16 protein-coding genes are annotated in these 16,309 nt (G+C 61.6%); 12 read left to right on the forward strand and 4 right to left on the reverse strand.

The window, feature by feature from the left end:
• Positions 1-16 precede the first annotated feature (16 nt).
• Together rhaS and NKJ40_RS04310 are read right to left on the reverse strand one after the other, a co-directional pair.
• Entirely contained in the window at positions 17-1,012 is a 996-nt protein-coding gene (gene rhaS / locus NKJ40_RS04305; protein WP_352448664.1) for a rhamnose ABC transporter substrate-binding protein, read from the reverse strand.
• Positions 1,013-1,067: 55 nt separating this feature from the next.
• Entirely contained in the window at positions 1,068-1,877 is an 810-nt protein-coding gene (locus tag NKJ40_RS04310) for a DeoR/GlpR family DNA-binding transcription regulator (RefSeq protein WP_352464913.1), read from the reverse strand.
• Positions 1,878-2,064: 187 nt separating this feature from the next.
• On the opposite strand from NKJ40_RS04310, the gene NKJ40_RS04315 reads away from it, so the two are divergent.
• The 3 genes from NKJ40_RS04315 to ggt (NKJ40_RS04325) all read left to right on the forward strand — a co-directional run bounded on the left by NKJ40_RS04315 (position 2,065) and on the right by ggt (NKJ40_RS04325) (position 7,792).
• Positions 2,065-4,167 carry a bifunctional rhamnulose-1-phosphate aldolase/short-chain dehydrogenase gene (locus NKJ40_RS04315; RefSeq protein WP_352464914.1) on the forward strand — a complete coding sequence of 701 codons (2,103 nt, stop codon included), beginning with the start codon at positions 2,065-2,067 and terminating at the stop codon, positions 4,165-4,167.
• A gap of 166 nt (positions 4,168-4,333) precedes the next feature.
• Positions 4,334-5,626, forward strand: a complete 1,293-nt coding sequence (gene rhaI, locus NKJ40_RS04320) for an L-rhamnose catabolism isomerase (protein WP_352464915.1) — start codon at positions 4,334-4,336, stop codon at positions 5,624-5,626.
• A 429-nt stretch (positions 5,627-6,055) separates the two neighbouring features.
• Positions 6,056-7,792: a gamma-glutamyltransferase gene (gene ggt, locus NKJ40_RS04325; RefSeq protein ID WP_352464916.1), complete on the forward strand. Its 1,737-nt coding sequence runs from the start codon at positions 6,056-6,058 to the stop codon at positions 7,790-7,792.
• 63 nt (positions 7,793-7,855) lie between these two features.
• On the opposite strand, the gene NKJ40_RS04330 is transcribed toward ggt (NKJ40_RS04325), so the two are convergent.
• Complete coding sequence (locus NKJ40_RS04330) at positions 7,856-8,200, reverse strand: hypothetical protein (RefSeq protein WP_254820014.1); 345 nt, start codon at positions 8,198-8,200, stop codon at positions 7,856-7,858.
• A 61-nt stretch (positions 8,201-8,261) separates the two neighbouring features.
• Here NKJ40_RS04330 and NKJ40_RS04335 point away from each other — a divergent pair, with 61 nt between their 5' ends.
• The gene (locus NKJ40_RS04335; protein WP_352464917.1) at positions 8,262-8,828 is read left to right on the forward strand and encodes a hypothetical protein; all 567 of its coding nucleotides are present in this window, start codon (positions 8,262-8,264) and stop codon (positions 8,826-8,828) included.
• A 137-nt stretch (positions 8,829-8,965) separates the two neighbouring features.
• Here the strand turns inward: NKJ40_RS04335 and NKJ40_RS04340 are convergent, their stop codons facing one another.
• A complete protein-coding gene (locus NKJ40_RS04340) occupies positions 8,966-9,265 on the reverse strand; it encodes a DUF1236 domain-containing protein (protein WP_352464918.1) in 300 nt (99 codons plus the stop codon).
• 423 nt (positions 9,266-9,688) lie between these two features.
• Between NKJ40_RS04340 and NKJ40_RS04345 the strand changes: the two genes are divergently transcribed.
• The 8 genes from NKJ40_RS04345 (at position 9,689) to ggt (NKJ40_RS04380) (ending at position 16,217) form a co-directional block, all read left to right on the forward strand.
• Positions 9,689-9,880 (forward strand): DUF3606 domain-containing protein, encoded by a 192-nt coding sequence (locus NKJ40_RS04345; RefSeq protein WP_352464919.1) that lies wholly within the window; start codon positions 9,689-9,691, stop codon positions 9,878-9,880.
• Between the two features lie 103 nt (positions 9,881-9,983).
• On the forward strand, positions 9,984-10,250 hold the full coding sequence (locus tag NKJ40_RS31865) for a DUF6894 family protein (RefSeq protein ID WP_502903689.1): 267 nt from the start codon (positions 9,984-9,986) through the stop codon (positions 10,248-10,250).
• A 643-nt stretch (positions 10,251-10,893) separates the two neighbouring features.
• Positions 10,894-11,271, forward strand: coding sequence for a VanZ family protein (locus NKJ40_RS04355; protein WP_352464921.1), 378 nt, complete (start codon positions 10,894-10,896; stop codon positions 11,269-11,271).
• 533 nt (positions 11,272-11,804) lie between these two features.
• Positions 11,805-12,452 (forward strand): GntR family transcriptional regulator, encoded by a 648-nt coding sequence (locus NKJ40_RS04360; protein ID WP_352464922.1) that lies wholly within the window; start codon positions 11,805-11,807, stop codon positions 12,450-12,452.
• A gap of 85 nt (positions 12,453-12,537) precedes the next feature.
• Positions 12,538-13,110, forward strand: a complete 573-nt coding sequence (locus NKJ40_RS04365) for a transporter substrate-binding domain-containing protein (protein WP_352464923.1) — start codon at positions 12,538-12,540, stop codon at positions 13,108-13,110.
• Positions 13,111-13,179: 69 nt separating this feature from the next.
• The gene (locus NKJ40_RS04370) at positions 13,180-13,893 is read left to right on the forward strand and encodes an ABC transporter permease (RefSeq protein ID WP_352464924.1); all 714 of its coding nucleotides are present in this window, start codon (positions 13,180-13,182) and stop codon (positions 13,891-13,893) included.
• On the forward strand, positions 13,890-14,609 hold the full coding sequence (locus tag NKJ40_RS04375) for an ABC transporter permease (protein ID WP_352465095.1): 720 nt from the start codon (positions 13,890-13,892) through the stop codon (positions 14,607-14,609). The genes NKJ40_RS04370 and NKJ40_RS04375 overlap by 4 nt, the downstream gene beginning before the upstream one ends.
• Before the next feature lie 15 nt (positions 14,610-14,624).
• Complete coding sequence (gene ggt / locus NKJ40_RS04380; RefSeq protein WP_352464925.1) at positions 14,625-16,217, forward strand: gamma-glutamyltransferase; 1,593 nt, start codon at positions 14,625-14,627, stop codon at positions 16,215-16,217.
• Positions 16,218-16,309 lie beyond the last annotated feature (92 nt).

Consider the following 16,309-nt stretch of genomic DNA (forward strand, 5'->3'; position numbering starts at 1 on the left):
TTCGAAGGCTCCAGGATCAATAGATCTTGGAGAACTTTTCGATGTTCGACTTGTCGAACTGGAAGGGCGGAGCCATCGCAGCCGAGTTGGTGTCGTCGAGCGTGACCTTGCCGACGCGGCCGATCGACAGCGTAGCACCGGGCTTGGCTTCTTCCTTCTTCACCGCCAGGTCATGGGCGAGGTAGACCGCGGAATAGCCGAGATCGATCGGGTTCCACAGCGCAACCGCCTGGCTGGCGCCGTTGTCGATGAACTTCTTGAACTCCGACGGCAGCGCCAGGCCGGTGACGTTGACCTTGCCGATCAGGCCTTCGTCGGTCACCACCTGCGCGGCGGCAACGACCCCGACCGTGGTCGGTGCGATGATCGCCTTGAGGTTCGGGTAGGACTTCAGCAGACCCTTGGCCTCGTCCGTGCTCTTGGCCGAGTCGTCGTCGCCATAGACGGTGGCGACGAGCTTGATCTTGGGGAACTTCTCCGGCAGCACCTTCTTGGCCGCGTCGATCCAGGCATTCTGGTTGGTCGCGGTCGACGAAGCCGACAGGATGGCGACATCGCCGCCTTCCGGCAGGTAGTCGGCGGCAAGCTTGATGATGGTCTCACCGATCAGGTTGGTGTCGGAGGGGTTGAGGTGAAGCTGGCGGCCTTCCGGCGCGACGCCTGAATCCCACGAGATGACGGTGATGCCGCGCTGCATCGCCTTCTTCAGCACCGGCACCAGCGCGTCGGCGTCGTTCGCCGAAATGGCGATGGCATTGACCTTCTGTGCGATTAGCGAATTGACCACTTCGATCTGTGCTTCGGCGGTCGCCTTGGTCGGGCCGGTGTAGATGATGTCGACATCGCCGAGCTCCTTGGCCGCCTCTTCGGCGCCCTTGTTGGCGGCGTCGAAGAAGCCGTTGCCGAGCGACTTCACCACAAGCGCGATCTTGACGTTTTCGGCGTAGGCGGCATTCACGAACATGGCGGCGGAGAACGCCGCCGTAACCATCAATTTCTTCAGAAAGCTCATCGAATATCCTCCCTTGAGCGTTGCATTCCATCGCCGCTGCGGGCGTGAGTGGTTCTCAGGCCTGCAGCGAAGATTCTTCCTTGTTGATTGCCGTTGTCCGGGCGATGATCAGCGTCACGCCGGCGGTCTCCAGCATCTTGGCTTCGCGATCTTCGATGGCGTCGTCGGTGATCACCGTGGCGATGCGCGACAGGCCGCACAGGATCAGGCTGGAGCGTTTGCGGAATTTCGAGGAATCGACCAGCACCACCAGCTCGTCTGCCTGGTCGATCAGTTTCTGCTCTGCCTGGATCAGCAACGGGTCGCCTTCCATAAGACCGAGCGGCCCCAGCCCTTGCGCGCCCATAAACATGCGGCGCGCGTAGAAATTGCGCGTGACGTCATTGTCGAACGGCGACAGGATGATGTTCTGCTCGCGGTAGATGGTGCCGCCTGACAGCATCACCGTGTTCTTGGAGTGCCTGAGCAGGTGCTCCGCGATCGGGAAGGAATTGGTGAAGATCGGCATGCGGCGGCCGGTCAGGAAATGCACCATCTGGAAGGTGGTGGTGCCGCCATTGATGATGATCGGCTCGCCGTCCTTGCACAGATCCACGGCTTCCCGCGCGATTGCCCGCTTCTGCGAAGCGTTGATGGTCTCGTTGACGGAAAAGGGCCGGCCGGCAAGGCCGATGAACTGCGGCGGCGACAGCGCCTCGGCGCCGCCGCGCACCCGGCGCAGCCGCTTTTGCACATGCAATGCCGCGATGTCGCGCCGGATCGTCGCCTCCGACGACTCCGTCAGGTCGACCATCTCCTGCACCGTCACCACAGGTTTTTCCTGGACGGCGGACAGAATGATCCTGTGGCGCTCTTTCTCGTGCATGGTTCCTCCCTGCCTGAGCATCTAGGCACCCAAAGCGCGCAGTGTCAATCATTTCCGATCAGATAATTTCATTGTGCAGTGCAATATGATTGATGTTGATCGTTTGTGATTGACAAGTCGGCCGCTTGCGTAGAAATTCGCACAAAAGGGACCCGCGCCGTTTGCGTGTCCCAAAGGGAGGATATCTATGCTCGACAAGCGCTCCGGCACGCGCCTCGCCAATCTTTGGGATGACGCAAAAGCGCAAGCAATGAGCGAGCCCGAACGTCTGGTCTATCGCTCGAACGTCCTTGGCTCCGACAAGCGCGTCACCAATTATGGCGGCGGCAACACCTCCTCCAAGATCTGGCAAAAGGATCCGCTCACCGGCGAGAGCGTGGAAGTGCTGTGGGTCAAGGGCTCGGGCGGCGACAGCGCCTCGATCAAGCTCGACGGCTTCGCCACGCTCTACATGGACAAATTGCGCGCGCTGAAAGGTCTCTATCGCGGCCTCGAACATGAGGACGAGATGGTCGGCTATCTGCCCCATTGCACCTTCAACCTCAACCCGCGCGCGGCTTCCATCGACACGCCGCTGCATGCCTTCGTGCCGAAGCCTTATGTCGATCATATGCACCCCGATGCCATCATCGCCATTGCCGCCGCCAAGGATTCGCAGGCGCTGACCAAGGAGATCTTCGGCGACACGATCGGCTGGCTGCCATGGAAACGGCCAGGCTTCGAGCTCGGCCTGTGGCTGGAGAAATTCTGCCTCGAGAACCCCGAGGCCAAGGGTGTCGTGCTGGCCAGCCATGGCCTGTTCAGCTGGGGCGACACGCCGAAGGAATGCTACGAGACGACGATCTCGGTGATCAACCAGGCGATCGACTGGTTCGAGCGCAAGAGCCAGGGCAAGCCGATCTTCGGCGGCGAAGTCGTCAAATCGCTCGATGCGCCGGCGCGTCGCGTCGCGGCCGCAAAACTGATGCCGAGGATCCGCGGCTTGATCTCGGAGAAAAGCCACAAGCTCGGTCATTTCGATGATTCTCCTGCGGTGCTCGAATTCGTCAATTCCAGGGATTTGCGGCCGCTGGCGGCACTCGGCACATCCTGCCCGGACCACTTCCTGCGCACCAAGATCCGGCCGCTGGTCATTGAGTTCGACCCCCAAAATCCGGACGTCGATGCCGTCATTGCCCGTCTTGCCGACGATGTGGCGGAGTATCGCGTCGGCTATCAGGCTTATTATGACCGCTGCAAGCACGCGGATTCGCCGCCGGTGCGCGATCCCAACGCCGTCGTCTATCTGATGCCCGGCGTCGGCATGTTCACCTTCGCCGGCGACAAGGCGACGGCGCGCATTTCGGGCGAATTCTACGTCAACGCCATTAACGTCATGCGCGGTGCCTCGACGGTCTCGACCTATGTCGGCCTGCCCGACCAGGAAGCCTTCGACATCGAATACTGGCTGCTCGAAGAGGCAAAGCTGCAGCGCCTACCCAAACCAAAGGCCCTTGCCGGCCAGATCGCGCTGGTCACCGGCGGCGCCGGCGGCATCGGCCGGGCGACCGCCAACCGGCTGTTGCGCGAGGGCGCCTGCGTCGTGCTGGCCGATATCGACGAAGCAGCCCTCGCCAGCGCCAATGACGAACTGGCGAAAGCCTACGGCAAGGATTTCGTGCGGCCCGTCGTCATCAACGTCACGTCCGAGGATCAGGTGATCTCCGGTTTTGCCGAAACGGCGGTCGAATTCGGCGGCATCGATATCCTCGTGTCGAATGCCGGTCTGGCAACGTCGGCGCCGATCGAGGACACCACGCTGGCGCTGTGGAACAAGAACATGGACATCCTGTCGACCGGCTATTTCCTGGTTTCGCGGGAGGCGTTCCGGCTGTTCCGGGCGCAGAAGATCGGCGGCAACGTCGTCTTCGTCGCCTCCAAGAACGGGCTTGCCGCATCGCCAAACGCCGCCGCCTATTGCACGGCCAAGGCCGCCGAAATCCATCTGGCACGCTGCCTGGCGCTGGAAGGCGCGGAAGCGCAGATCAGGGTCAATGTCGTCAATCCCGACGCCGTGCTGCGCGGCTCGAAGATCTGGACCGGCGAGTGGAAGGAACAGCGCGCCGCCGCCTACAAGATGTCGACCGATGATCTCGAAGAGCACTACCGCTCGCGCTCGATGCTGAAGCGCTCGGTGTTCCCCGAAGACATCGCCGAGGCGATCTATTTCTTCGCCTCCGACATGTCGGCAAAATCGACCGGCAACATCATCAACGTCGACGCCGGCAACGCGCAGAGTTTTACGCGGTAGTCTATCATCGACCTGCGCTGCCCCTCACCCTTACCCTCTCCCCGTGAAGAACGGGGAGAGGGGGCGCCAACGCAGGAGCGCTTTCCTTCTCCCCGTCGCTATACGGGGAGAAGGTGCCGGCAGCCGGATGAGGGGCAGCGCCAACCGAACGCATTTGGGAGGATCCATGTCCGAAACCATCATCTCCGCCGACCTCGTCAACCAGCACAATGCCGCGCGCGATGCCGATCTCAAACGCGACTACGAGTCCCTCGGCGAGCGCCTCGACCGCCGCGGCATCGCCATCGATGCCATCCGCGACAAGGTCGAGAAATTCGCCGTCGCCATCCCGTCCTGGGGCGTCGGCACCGGCGGCACCCGCTTCGCCCGCTTTCCCGGCGCCGGCGAGCCGCGCGACATTTTCGACAAGATCGAGGACTGCGCCGTCATCCGGCAATTGACGCAGGCGACGCCGACCGTCTCGCTGCATATTCCCTGGGACAAGGCCGATCCGAACCGGCTGAAGCAGGCGGCATCCCGCTTCGGCCTCGGCTTCGACGCGATCAACTCCAACACCTTCTCGGACGCCAGGGACCAAAAACTTTCCTATAAGTTCGGCTCGCTGTCGCACGCCGACGCGGCGACGCGCCGGCAGGCGGTCGAGCACAATCTCGAATGCATCGAAATCGGCAGGACGCTGGGCTCGAAAGCGCTGACGGTGTGGATCGGCGACGGCTCGAACTTTCCCGGCCAGGTCAATTTCGCCAAGGCATTCGAGCGCTATCTCGACGCGATGAAGGAGATCTATGCCAGACTGCCGGGCGGCTGGAAACTGTTCACCGAGCACAAGATGTACGAGCCGGCCTTCTATTCGACTGTCGTGCAGGATTGGGGCACCAACTACATCATCGCCACGGAACTCGGCGACAAGGCGTTCTGCCTGGTCGACCTTGGCCATCACGCCCCCAACGTCAACATCGAGATGATCGTGTCGCGGCTGATCCAGTTCAAGAAACTCGGCGGCTTCCACTTCAACGATTCGAAATATGGCGACGACGACCTCGACGCCGGCTCGATCGATCCCTACCGCCTGTTCCTCGTCTTCAACGAACTGGTCGATGCCGAGCTTGCCGGTGCCGAAGGTTTCGATCCGGCCCACATGCTCGACCAAAGCCATAACGTCACCGATCCGATCGAAAGCCTGATGCTGTCGGCGATAGAGGTGCAGCGCGCCTATGCCCAGGCGCTGCTGGTCGACCGCAAGGCGCTCGAAGGCTTCCAGGGCGCCAATGATGCGCTGATGGCGACGCAGACGCTGAAGATAGCCTATCGCACCGATGTCGAGCCGATCCTTGCCATGGCACGGCTCAAGACAGGCGGCGCCATCGATCCGGTCGCCGCCTATCGCGCCGCCGGCTACCGGGCGAAGATTGCAGCGGAACGGCCGGCGGTGGCGAGCGTCGGCGGCGGGATTGTTTGAAGCTGGGGTGAAAATTGAAAACCCGCCACGAAGGGCGGGTCGTTGGAGCCAGTTAGCACCACACCCAGATTAGTAGCATAGCTGCCGGCACAAAGCAAGAACAAAGTTGCCTGTCAGCGTTGAATGTTGGCGAAAACCAAAGGCCAAATCCGATCTCCCCCCTTGCGGGGGAGATGTCCGGCAGGACAGAGGGGGGTGGGAAGGATCGCCGACATCTGATTTCCCAAATGAGAATCAGTCCGAGGGCTCAGCTGCGGCTGGTGACAGGTCGGAGGGACAGCACCCCCTCTGGCCTGCCGGCCATCTCCCCCGCAAGGAGGAGATTGGCAGTTCCGCCGGCCTGCAACCCTCACCGATCCCATCATTGTCAGTAGACTCAACCTCTCCAAGCGCGTTTCCTAGGCCTACCCCACGCCTCGGAGAACGGCCATGCACAACACCCGCCGAACCCTAATCGCTGTCAGCCTTTCCCTCATCCTGACCTTCGTGCCGTTCCTCGCCTTTGCCGCCTCGCCGCAGCCGGCGAAGGGCGAGCACGGCATGGTGGTGAGCGCCCAGCATCTGGCATCGGAAGTCGGCGTCGAGGTGCTGAAGAAGGGTGGCAATGCCGTCGATGCCGCGGTCGCCGTCGGCTATGCGCTGGCCGTGGTCTATCCGACTGCCGGCAATATCGGCGGCGGCGGCTTCATGACCATCCGCTTCAAGGACGGCCGCTCGACCTTCCTCGATTTCCGCGAGCGCGCGCCGCTGGCCGCGACCAAAACCATGTATCTCGACAAGGAGGGCAAGCCGGTGAAGGGCGCCAGTCTTGACGGCTATCTGGCGGTCGGCGTGCCGGGCTCGGTCGCTGGTTTCGAAATGGCGCGGGAGAAATACGGCACGCTGACGCGGCAGGACTTGCTGGCGCCGGCCATCCGCTTTGCCAAAGAAGGCTTTGTACTGGAGCAGGGCGATGCGGCCTCGCTGCAAGGCGGCGCGGAGCGGTTGGCGAGGGACCCTGCGGCGGCGGCCATTTTCCTTAAGCCGGACGGCAAGCCTTATGCCGTCGGCGAGCGCCTCGTTCAGCCCGATCTCGCGGCTTCGCTTGCCGCCATTTCGGAACGCGGTGCGGATGCCTTCTACAAAGGCGCGATCGCCGACGCCATCGTCAAGGCGAGCGGCGAGAAGGGCGGCATTCTGGCCAGGGCTGATTTCGAAAACTATGCGGTGCGCGAGCTCAAGCCGGCGACCTGCAATTATCGCGGCTACGAGATCATTTCCTCGCCGCCGCCGAGCTCCGGCGGCGTCATCATCTGCGAGATCCTCAACGTGCTTGAGTTCTATCCGCTGTCCTATCTCGGCGCCGGTTCGGCCGAGACGGTTCACGTCATGGTCGAGGCAATGCGCCACGCCTATGTCGACCGCAATTCGGCGCTCGGCGATCCCGGCTTCGTCGACAATCCGGTCGCAAAACTGCTCGACAAGAATTACGCGAAAGAAATCCGCGAAAAGATCGATCCGTTCCGGGCCGGCGTGTCGCAGGAACTGATGCCGAAGGGCTTTGGCGAAAGCAGCGAGACGACGCACTATTCGATCATCGACAATGACGGCAACGCCGTCGCGGTAACCTACACGCTGAACGGCTCTTTCGGCGCCGGCGTCGTCGCCGGCGGCACCGGCATCCTGCTCAACAACGAGATGGACGACTTCACCCAGAAACCCGGCGTGCCCAATCTCTATGGCCTGGTCCAGGGCGAGGCGAACGCGATTGCGCCGAAAAAGACGCCGCTGTCGTCGATGAGCCCGACCATCCTCGCCAGGGACGGCAAGCCGTTCATGGTCGTTGGCAGCCCCGGCGGTTCACGCATCATCACCATCACGCTGGAGGCGGTCGTCAACGTCATCGACCACGGCATGAACATCCAGGAGGCTATCGACGCACCGCGCATCCATCACCAATGGTTGCCCGACACGGTCTATATCGAACCTTTCGGCCTGTCGCCCGATACCGAAAAGCTGCTCACCGGCATGGGCTACCACCTCGATCTTGCCGACAAGACCTGGGGCCAGGCGGCCGGCATCCTGGTCGGCGGCAAGAGCCTGGCAGAAATCGAGAAGGGTGGCGGCGCCCGCTACAATGGCGCCATCGACAGCCGCGCCGCATCCGGCAAGGCTATCGGGTATTAGACCCCAAAAGTGGGGACCGGTTTTCGGATAAGATCATGGTCAACAAGAAGATTACGCTCTGAATCAGGTGACCAGCGCGATCGTGGACGCGATCAGCATCAGCGCCGCGATGCCGACGAACAGCGCGTAGATGCGCGGCCGGTCGAGCAGAAGCGCATTGCCGGATATCCATGCCGCGGTGGCGCCGCCAAGCGCGAAAAAGAAGGTGCTGCGGCGCCCGAAGCTCAAGCCGGCAGCCATCAGGCCACCGATGATCAGGGCGCCGAACACGATGATCACGGCGACTGCGTATTTTTCGAAATCGTTGCTGCCGGCGCTCGGGCCGATCGCGTTCAACCTCGACAGATCGTCCGGATCGAACGGGCTGGTCGACCCATATTCGTCTTGACCGACAGGCTCATGCATCATTCGTTCTCCGCAAACCGACAGCAAATCATCAAGCCTCGCCGAGCGCAACCGCTCGCCGAATGTGATCGGCACGGTGTTCAACACTTTCTGGCGGCGGCTTGCCAGAGATTTTTGGGTGCGCGCTTTGATCGGCCCGTTGCGTGGCCTGGTCAAGCGCTTTGTCCGAGCTGAATCTTCAAGCCGCCCTGGCCAAAGACTGCGTCGCCTGAATGGAAGCCCCAAGCACCGCCTGTGCGGTGTCGGCCTGTCTTTCATCGACATGCGCCAGCACCAGGATCACACCTTGTTCGGCATCCCGCTGGCCCGGCTGCTTGCCGAGTTCGGACAATTTCCCCAGAAGTCTGCCGGTAACGCCGCCCAAGACTGCACAGACGAGCGCCGATGCCAGCCATCCCGCGCCGAGGGGATCGATGCCGGGCATGTCAAAGGCGCCGAGGCCGGCCAACAAACCGCCTGCCGCGCCAAGGGCGGCACCGGTGCCTGGACCGCGCAAGACGGCGTCGATTTCGTCATCGTAGGGTCCGATGACACTGATCTGGTGGCGGGCAATTCCTGCCGCCTGAAGCGTTTCGACGGCACGCGCCGCCTGGTCATGGGAATCGAAAAGTCTGCTGATTGTTCGCATTGAAACTGCCTGTGAGGCCCCCCGGCCCTCCACGGTACGGCGGGGTTCCTGCCGAGCGACGACGCCGAGGAACCCCTGACGCATACGTCGCCCGCCGCTCAATTTACGAGCGGCGGGCGACGGCTGCCCGAGCTTTCACGTCAATCGATGACCTTGACGATCTTGCGCGTGCCTGGGTCGACGACAACTGTGCGGTTGTCAACGATGACATAACGATATTTGACGTTCGGGACCTCACGAAGCTCGACGGTGTCCGGGAGCGTCGAGCCGATGTTGAGCTCCACCCCAGGGATTTTCACCGAGGCGAGCGGCTGCTTCTTCACATACTCCTTGATGACCGTTTCCTGCTCCGGCTCGATGATAACGTCTTGCGCCGCAGCGGCGCCGACGCCTGCCAGCAGCAACAGTCCCGCCACCGCGGTGGAAAAATGCATTCTCATGGTCGTCTCCTTTGCGAACTCGGTCCGCTCTTCGCGCCAAGGCTCACTCGAACGGAAGCCAGTTGAAAACGTTCCGTCGACGGGGCTTCGGTCCCGCCCGGCAGGGACCAACCGACATGTCGCCGCAGGACCTAAGTCTGATCCTTGCGCGCAAAGGGTTGGTTCGTCGCGTGACCCGGAACCGCCGCGGCGCGTAGCCGTTGCTGGCTGCACGTTCCGGGAGGATTCCATGGAAAGTCGACGGTTGCTCGCACCGATCTTGGCTGTTCCATTCCGATCGAACCCGGCATCTGCGCAGCCCTGTCCCTTCCTGCGCCGATAGGGTTCGCGCGTCACTTTGTGGCGAGCGAACCCTCAAATTGCTGCGTGCTTCTGACCAAAGTTGACCCCCTGAAGCGAAGAGAAGGGGCCAGGAGAAGAGAAATGGCCGACGACAAGAGCAAGCGAGACTTCAGCGACCGCAATCGCGTTTCGGCGGATGAGTATTATGAGGTCGAATATTTCGCGCGGAAAAATGGTGTTTCGCCTAGCCAGGTGAGCAAGCTGATCAAGAGGACCGGTGGCGACCGGATGATCCTCTCGCAGGCGGTGAAGGCATTGCGCGCGCGCAAGTGAGATGCCGGCGAAGCCAACGGTGGAAAGGCACTGATCACGATCGGCCGAGATACCGGCCAGCTATCGACAACGTGCCCGGATGCCGCCGCTTCGGCCAAGCGCAATGCCCCGTTACTTCTTCGATTCCGATGAAGACGGAATCGTCTATTCCGACGATCAGGGAACGCTATATGTCGATTTCCCGCTGGTCAGGAAAGAAGCCCTTCGCACATTGGCCGAGATGGCCAGGGATGGCCTTCCTCACCGCCGGATTGCAGTCAAAGTCCGGGACGACCGTGGCGGTCTGGTCCTTGAAGTGGCTTTGACCTTTGCCGTCGAAACGCGGCACTTCGACGAGCGGATTTTCCAGATCGACTTGCGCACGAACTGACGCCTCGATCGTCATCGCGTCGCCAATGAGATTCAGCCGGCATCTTCCCCCCGAGTGGAACATTAGAAGTCTCTAATTGTTATCTTAAGCAGTGGGAACCTCCCGGGTTTCTGCTGCAGATCGGGGTGCAACCCGGTCGGCCCGCGCCCTCCGCCAGAGGCGCGGGCTTCGTTTGTTTAGCTGATGCGCAACGCCGTCCGGCAGCAGCATATTGGAAACCTGCGGGAGCATTAGTGGCATCAGTCGCTACCGTGGCGCCCTGGCGCCCAGGCAACGGAGCCCGTCGTCCGACAGGGCGGCGGGCTTTTTGACGCGGGTCGCTCCTTGCGCAATCGGTGGAATTCTGGCCGGCGCCGCTTCGTGTGGCATGGGTAAGGTGCCCCGACGCAGCGCCGGCCAAGCGGAAATCAGGTCCGCCGCAGCCAGATAATAGCCGCGCTGGCGCAGCAGGTAATTGCGTGATCGCGGAAGCTATACCATTGCAGAGCACTCGCCACGAGCCCGGCCTGTGCAGCAGCTCACCCGAGGCATTCATTCATTCTGACGATGCACCGGACGCCCGGACGGCGGAGATTGGACGCCGCGCTCGCTCTCGATTCGCCGGTGTCCCCTGCAGATTTTCGGACGAAAGGCCATTCTATCCTTGTTGCGCCTGGATTCTTATCAGATCGTGGCAAGGATTGCCTTTCCCGCCGCGTTTGCCGGCGTTCTGCTGTTCGCCCTTTTGCCGGAGCAGCTCCTGCGGGGTCTTGGCCTGGCTTTCACCTTTGATCACGACAAGCTCAATCACGCCGCCGCCTTCGTCGTCCTGGCGGCTCTCGGAAGTCTCGGCTGGCCGGAACACAAGGCGAAGCTGATCCTACTCCTCGTTCTCACGGGCGCAGCGATCGAGGGTCTTCAGGCCGTGCAACTGATAGGGCGCGACCCGGATCTATTCGACTGGGTGGCCGACTGCGCGGGAATCGCGTGCGGACTGATGGTTGCAGGCTGGACAAAGCGGCTCGCCGGCGGATTGCCATAGCTCGAAAGCGCATAACAGAATCGGCGCGACCGTGCCCCAACAAGGGGAAAATGGCCGGCGCCACTGGGGGGCGCGTTGGGGTAAGTTGCCTGATGGGGCGCCGGCCAGGCGGAAAAATCAGGTCCGCCGCAAAGTAACATAGCAGGAATGGCAATGCGCGGCAGTAGCGTGATCGCGGAAGGTCCGCGCTCGCGCCTCCGGTGCGCTGACCCGTTTTGGGTCAACAATTCTGGCACCTGAATTGCATTGTAAGCAATGCCGGGGAACCCCGGCAATGTCCCCGAATATGGGGCCTCGCCGCTTCGCAAATGGAGCGGCGGGCCTTTTTGCCGGAAGTCGCCAAATAGGCCGATCAGCGGCTTAGCTGATCACGGTGTGCTTGCCCCATTTCCCTTCCAAGTGGTTATTCTCACAAGAGAAATTCTACAGCGCCCAAGCTTCGGTGCTTGACACAGGTGGCGACAACTGGATAATTGGATACACAGATACGCTCTGATCGGACCCAGGACATGGCAGCAGACGCAATCGAGCCGTTGGGCACCACGACCGCCGAGGAGGAGGCTTATCGCCACATTCAGCGGGCCCTGAGGATGGGGCGTTATCGGGCCGGGGACCGGCTGATCCCGGAAGAGATCGCGACGGAAATCGGCATGAGCCGCATGCCGGTTCGCGAAGCATTCCGCCAGCTGGCCGCGGAAGGTCTTGTGGTCATTCGCCCGAACCGTGGCTGCATCGTCGCCGGGCTTACCCTCGATGAGATCTACGAAACTTTTGAAATCCGCTCGGTGCTCGAAGGGCTGGCGGTGAGGCTTGCAATGCCGCACATCGATGTCGACGTGCTTGAAGAACTGGAACGCCAGCTCGACCGGATGGAGCGCGCCAGCCAAACCGGCAGCAGCGACTGGGTCGTGCGCCATCAGGCCTTCCATCTGCAGATTTGCCAATTGAGCAACAGACCCAAGCTGGTCCGGCAGATTGCCAGCCTGCACGTCGTGATCGAGCCCTACCTGCGCATCTGGTTCGACTACGTCGACAAGCCCGCCAGCGCGCGTGCCGAGCACGAGATCCTGATCGACGTGCTGCGGTCAGGTGATGCCGGCAAGGCAGAGATCGTCATGCGGGATCATATCGTCGAGACAGCGCCGCTTCTGGCCAACTTCGCAAGTCCCGGCCGGCGCTAGAAAATATCATCTAACTCGTTGAAGCCGGAAGATAATCTGGCACGACGAAAGGGAACTGCCATACCGGCAAAAAGAGGAGAATGACATGAAAATTAGCCGCATCGCAGCTATTGCGTCGGTCCTGTTCGGCCTGGTCCAGGCCGCCGTTGCACAAGAAACACCAAAGGCAATTACCATTGCCACCGAAGGAGCCTACGCGCCCTGGAATTTCACAACAGCCGACGGCAAGCTGGACGGCTTCGAAGTCGATCTCGCCAATGATCTGTGCGGGCGAATGAAGATCGAATGCAAGATCATCGCACAGGACTGGGACGGCATGATCCCCGCGCTGACCGTCGGCAAGTTCGACGTGATCATGGAATACAAGACCACCGAGCAACACGATCTCGATCTTGCCGCGGGTCGCATCGACGCGCTCTTCGCACAGCAGACAGCGCTGGCCGCCACGCTGAGCAAACCGGAGTTCAGCGACTATACGCTTGCAGGACCAGGATTTGTCGGGGGGCTCTTCGGTCTTGGCTCCGGGGCCGGTATTCGCAAAGAAGACACCAAGCTGAAAGACATGCTCAACGGGGCCATCGACGCCGCGACCGCCGATGGCACGATCAAAACCCTGTCGCTTAAATGGCTGAAGAGCGACGTCACGCCAGTCAAGTAGGCGCTTGCCGGCGAACGGCCAGTCCTGACCCGTTCCGGAGCTGAGCCGTTCGCCCTGCCGGGGGTATCAATGGTTGACGCATTCCGGCTGCTTGGTTTCCAGCACGGAGGTTGGGGGGCCGCTCTTCTCATGGCGGCCTCGGTTACAGTGCTTCTGTCTGTGCTGGGCTTTGTGCTTGGCGCTGTATTTGGCGGGCTGGCAGCGGCCGGGCGTCTCCACAACTCCCAACTATTGAGGTTCTTGGCCCTTGGCTATTGCACGGTTTTCAGAGGCGTGCCCGACCTTCTGACCATTTATCTGCTTTACTATGGAGGAAGCGTCGCCCTGACCTCGCTTGGTCATAGCCTGGGCGGGTCCGGGTTCGTCGGCGTTCCGGCCTTTGCCACTGGAACCTTGGCTATCGCCATCATCTCGGGCGCCTATCAAGCCGAGGTCTATCGAGGGGCTTACCTCGCCGTCGACCAAGGACAGCACGATGCCGCTTGCGCGCTTGGTCTCAACCGGCTGCAGCGGCTGCGACAGGTTATTTTTCCCCAGCTCCTGAGATACGCGCTGCCAGGTCTCGGCAATGTGTGGCAGTTGGTTCTGAAGGACTCCTCGCTGATATCGGTAATCGGCCTCGTTGAACTGATGCGCCAGGCACAGATCGCTGCAGGTTCGACCCGTGAACCATTCATCTTCTACATTGCTGCAGCCTTGCTCTATCTGGCTATCGCTTCCGTCACTGGCCATGCCTTTTACCGTCTGGAACGAAAGGCGCCGTGGCGCGTCCGGTCGGCATGATAGATTTCAGTTTTTTCCTCGAAATCCTGCCGAAGCTCCTTGCTGGCCTGCCGCTTACGATGGAACTGGCCCTGACTTCCATTATTGCCGGCTTCGTTCTTGCCGTCACATTGGCGCTTGCCCAGCAATCGGAATCGCCCTTCGTCGTCATGCCGATCCGTGGCTTCGTTGCCGTGTTCAGGGGCACGCCCCTGCTGGTGCAGATTTTTCTGACCTATTATGGCCTTGGTCAGTTCCGGCACCAACTGTCGGCAATTGGATTATGGGCCGTTTTCCGCGAACCCTACTGGTGCGCAATCATCGCGCTGACACTCAACACCACCGCCTATGGCAGCGAAATCCTGCGCGGCGCGATTCAATCGGTGCCGCGCGGCCTTGTCGAGGCGGCCCGGTCTGTCGGCCTGTCCACCTGTCTGACCTATCGGCATGTTATCCTGCCGCTGGCCTTTCGCCAGGCTCTGCCGAGTTACGGCAATGAAATCATCCTGATGATCAAGGGCACGTCACTGGCTTCCATCGTGACCTTGATGGAGGTGACTGGAATTGCCCAGGGATTGATCTCGCAGACCTACCGCGCCTTTGAAGTCTTCATCTGTGCGGGCGCCATTTATCTCACTTTGAACTTCGCGATCATCCGTGCCTTGGCGGCACTCGAATACTGGATGTCGCGGCATCTGCGGCACCGCCCCTCGACGATGAGCGACGCCGTCTCTTGAGCAGAAGGGCACAGCATGCGAAATTTTGAGAAACCAACGCGCTCGGTCGTCGTTTCACGCGAGGCCATGGCCGCCACCTCTCATCCGTCGGCGACCCTGACGGCGGTAGAGATCATGGCGGCCGGCGGCAACGCCATGGATGCCGCCATCGCAGCTTGCGCAGTTCAATGTGTCGTCGAGCCAGCCTCGACCGGCATTGGAGGCGATTGCTTCGCTCTTCTGTCGCGAAACGGATCCGGTGAGGTCATCGCCTACAACGGATCGGGCAGGACACCCGCCGCCCTCACAATTGACTGGTTCCTCGAACGTGGCATGGCCGAGGTGGCCCGCAATTCTCCTGGCTCCGTCACCATCCCGGGAGCGATCGATGCCTGGACCAGATTGCACGCTGATCATGGGCATATGCCCTTCGATCAAATCCTGGCCCCCGCCATACGTTTCGCCGAGGAAGGCTACGCCATTTCACCGCGGGTCCATCGTGACTGGGCATTGGAGGAAGAACTTCTGGCCTCCGATGTTTCCGCGAAACGGATTTTCCTGCCAAACGGTCGCGCACCGGGCGTTGGCGAAGTGCACCGCCAGCCTGAGTTGGCCGCAACACTGCGGCTGATCGCCGAGAAGGGACGAGAGGCTTTCTACACTGGCCCTGTGGCCGAAGACATGGTCGCCTATCTTCGCGGGCTCGGCGGATTGCACACACTCGAAGATTTCGCCTCGGCAACAGGCGAGTACGTGACCCCGATCAGCACGGCGTTTCGAGGCTGCGATGTGTTCGAATGTCCGCCGAATGGCCAGGGTGTGATCGCGCTGCTGATTCTAAACATCCTCTCGCGCTTCGAAGCGCACGGCGACCCGCAATCCGCGGACCGGCTTCACCTGGAAATCGAAGCGACACGCCTCGCTTACGCCGCGCGTGACCTGCTCGTCGCCGATCCCGACACCTCCGAGGTCCCGGTGGCCGACATGTTGTCGAATGCTTGGGCCGATCGTCTGGCCGGCATGATCGACCTGAAGCGCGCACGCGCGGACCTGCCGGCGTTCGATATGCCGCTGCACAGCGACACGGTCTATATTTCCGTTGTCGACAAGGATCGCAACGCGGTCAGCTTCATCAACTCGGTCTTCGACAGCTTTGGCTCGGGCCTGGTCTCTCCGCGCTCCGGTGTCGTCTTGCACAATCGCGGGCAAAGCTTTTCGCTTGACCCTAAGCACCCTAATGCGGTGGCGCCGAACAAGCGACCTTTGCATACCATCATACCCGGGATGCTTGCGAGAGGCGGCCGGGCGGAAATGCCTTTCGGCGTTATGGGTGGCTACTACCAGGCAATGGGCCACGCGCACCTGCTGACGAAAGTGCTCGACTTCGGGATGGATCTGCAGGAGGCGATTGATCTGCCGCGGGTCACGCCCGTCAGCGGCACGATGAAGGTCCAGGCCGAACACGGGCTCGCTGGCGAAACAGTAGCTGAACTTAGCCGGCGCGGTTTCGAAATCATTCCTGCCACGGACCCGATCGGCGGCGCGCAGGCCATTCGCATCGATTGGGCAAACGGCACCCTGCTGGGCGGTTCCGAACCGCGCAAGGACGGCTGCGCCCTCGGTCTGTAGGGCGGTTGTGGCCAGAGCGGGATCCAAGATGCTGAAGACGTTCTTCATCGACATTGGCCGGCGAGCAGGAGTCGCTGGCGCCATGGTCCAGA

This window comes from Mesorhizobium sp. M0119 (genome assembly GCF_040322615.1).
Classification (GTDB): domain Bacteria; phylum Pseudomonadota; class Alphaproteobacteria; order Rhizobiales; family Rhizobiaceae; genus Mesorhizobium.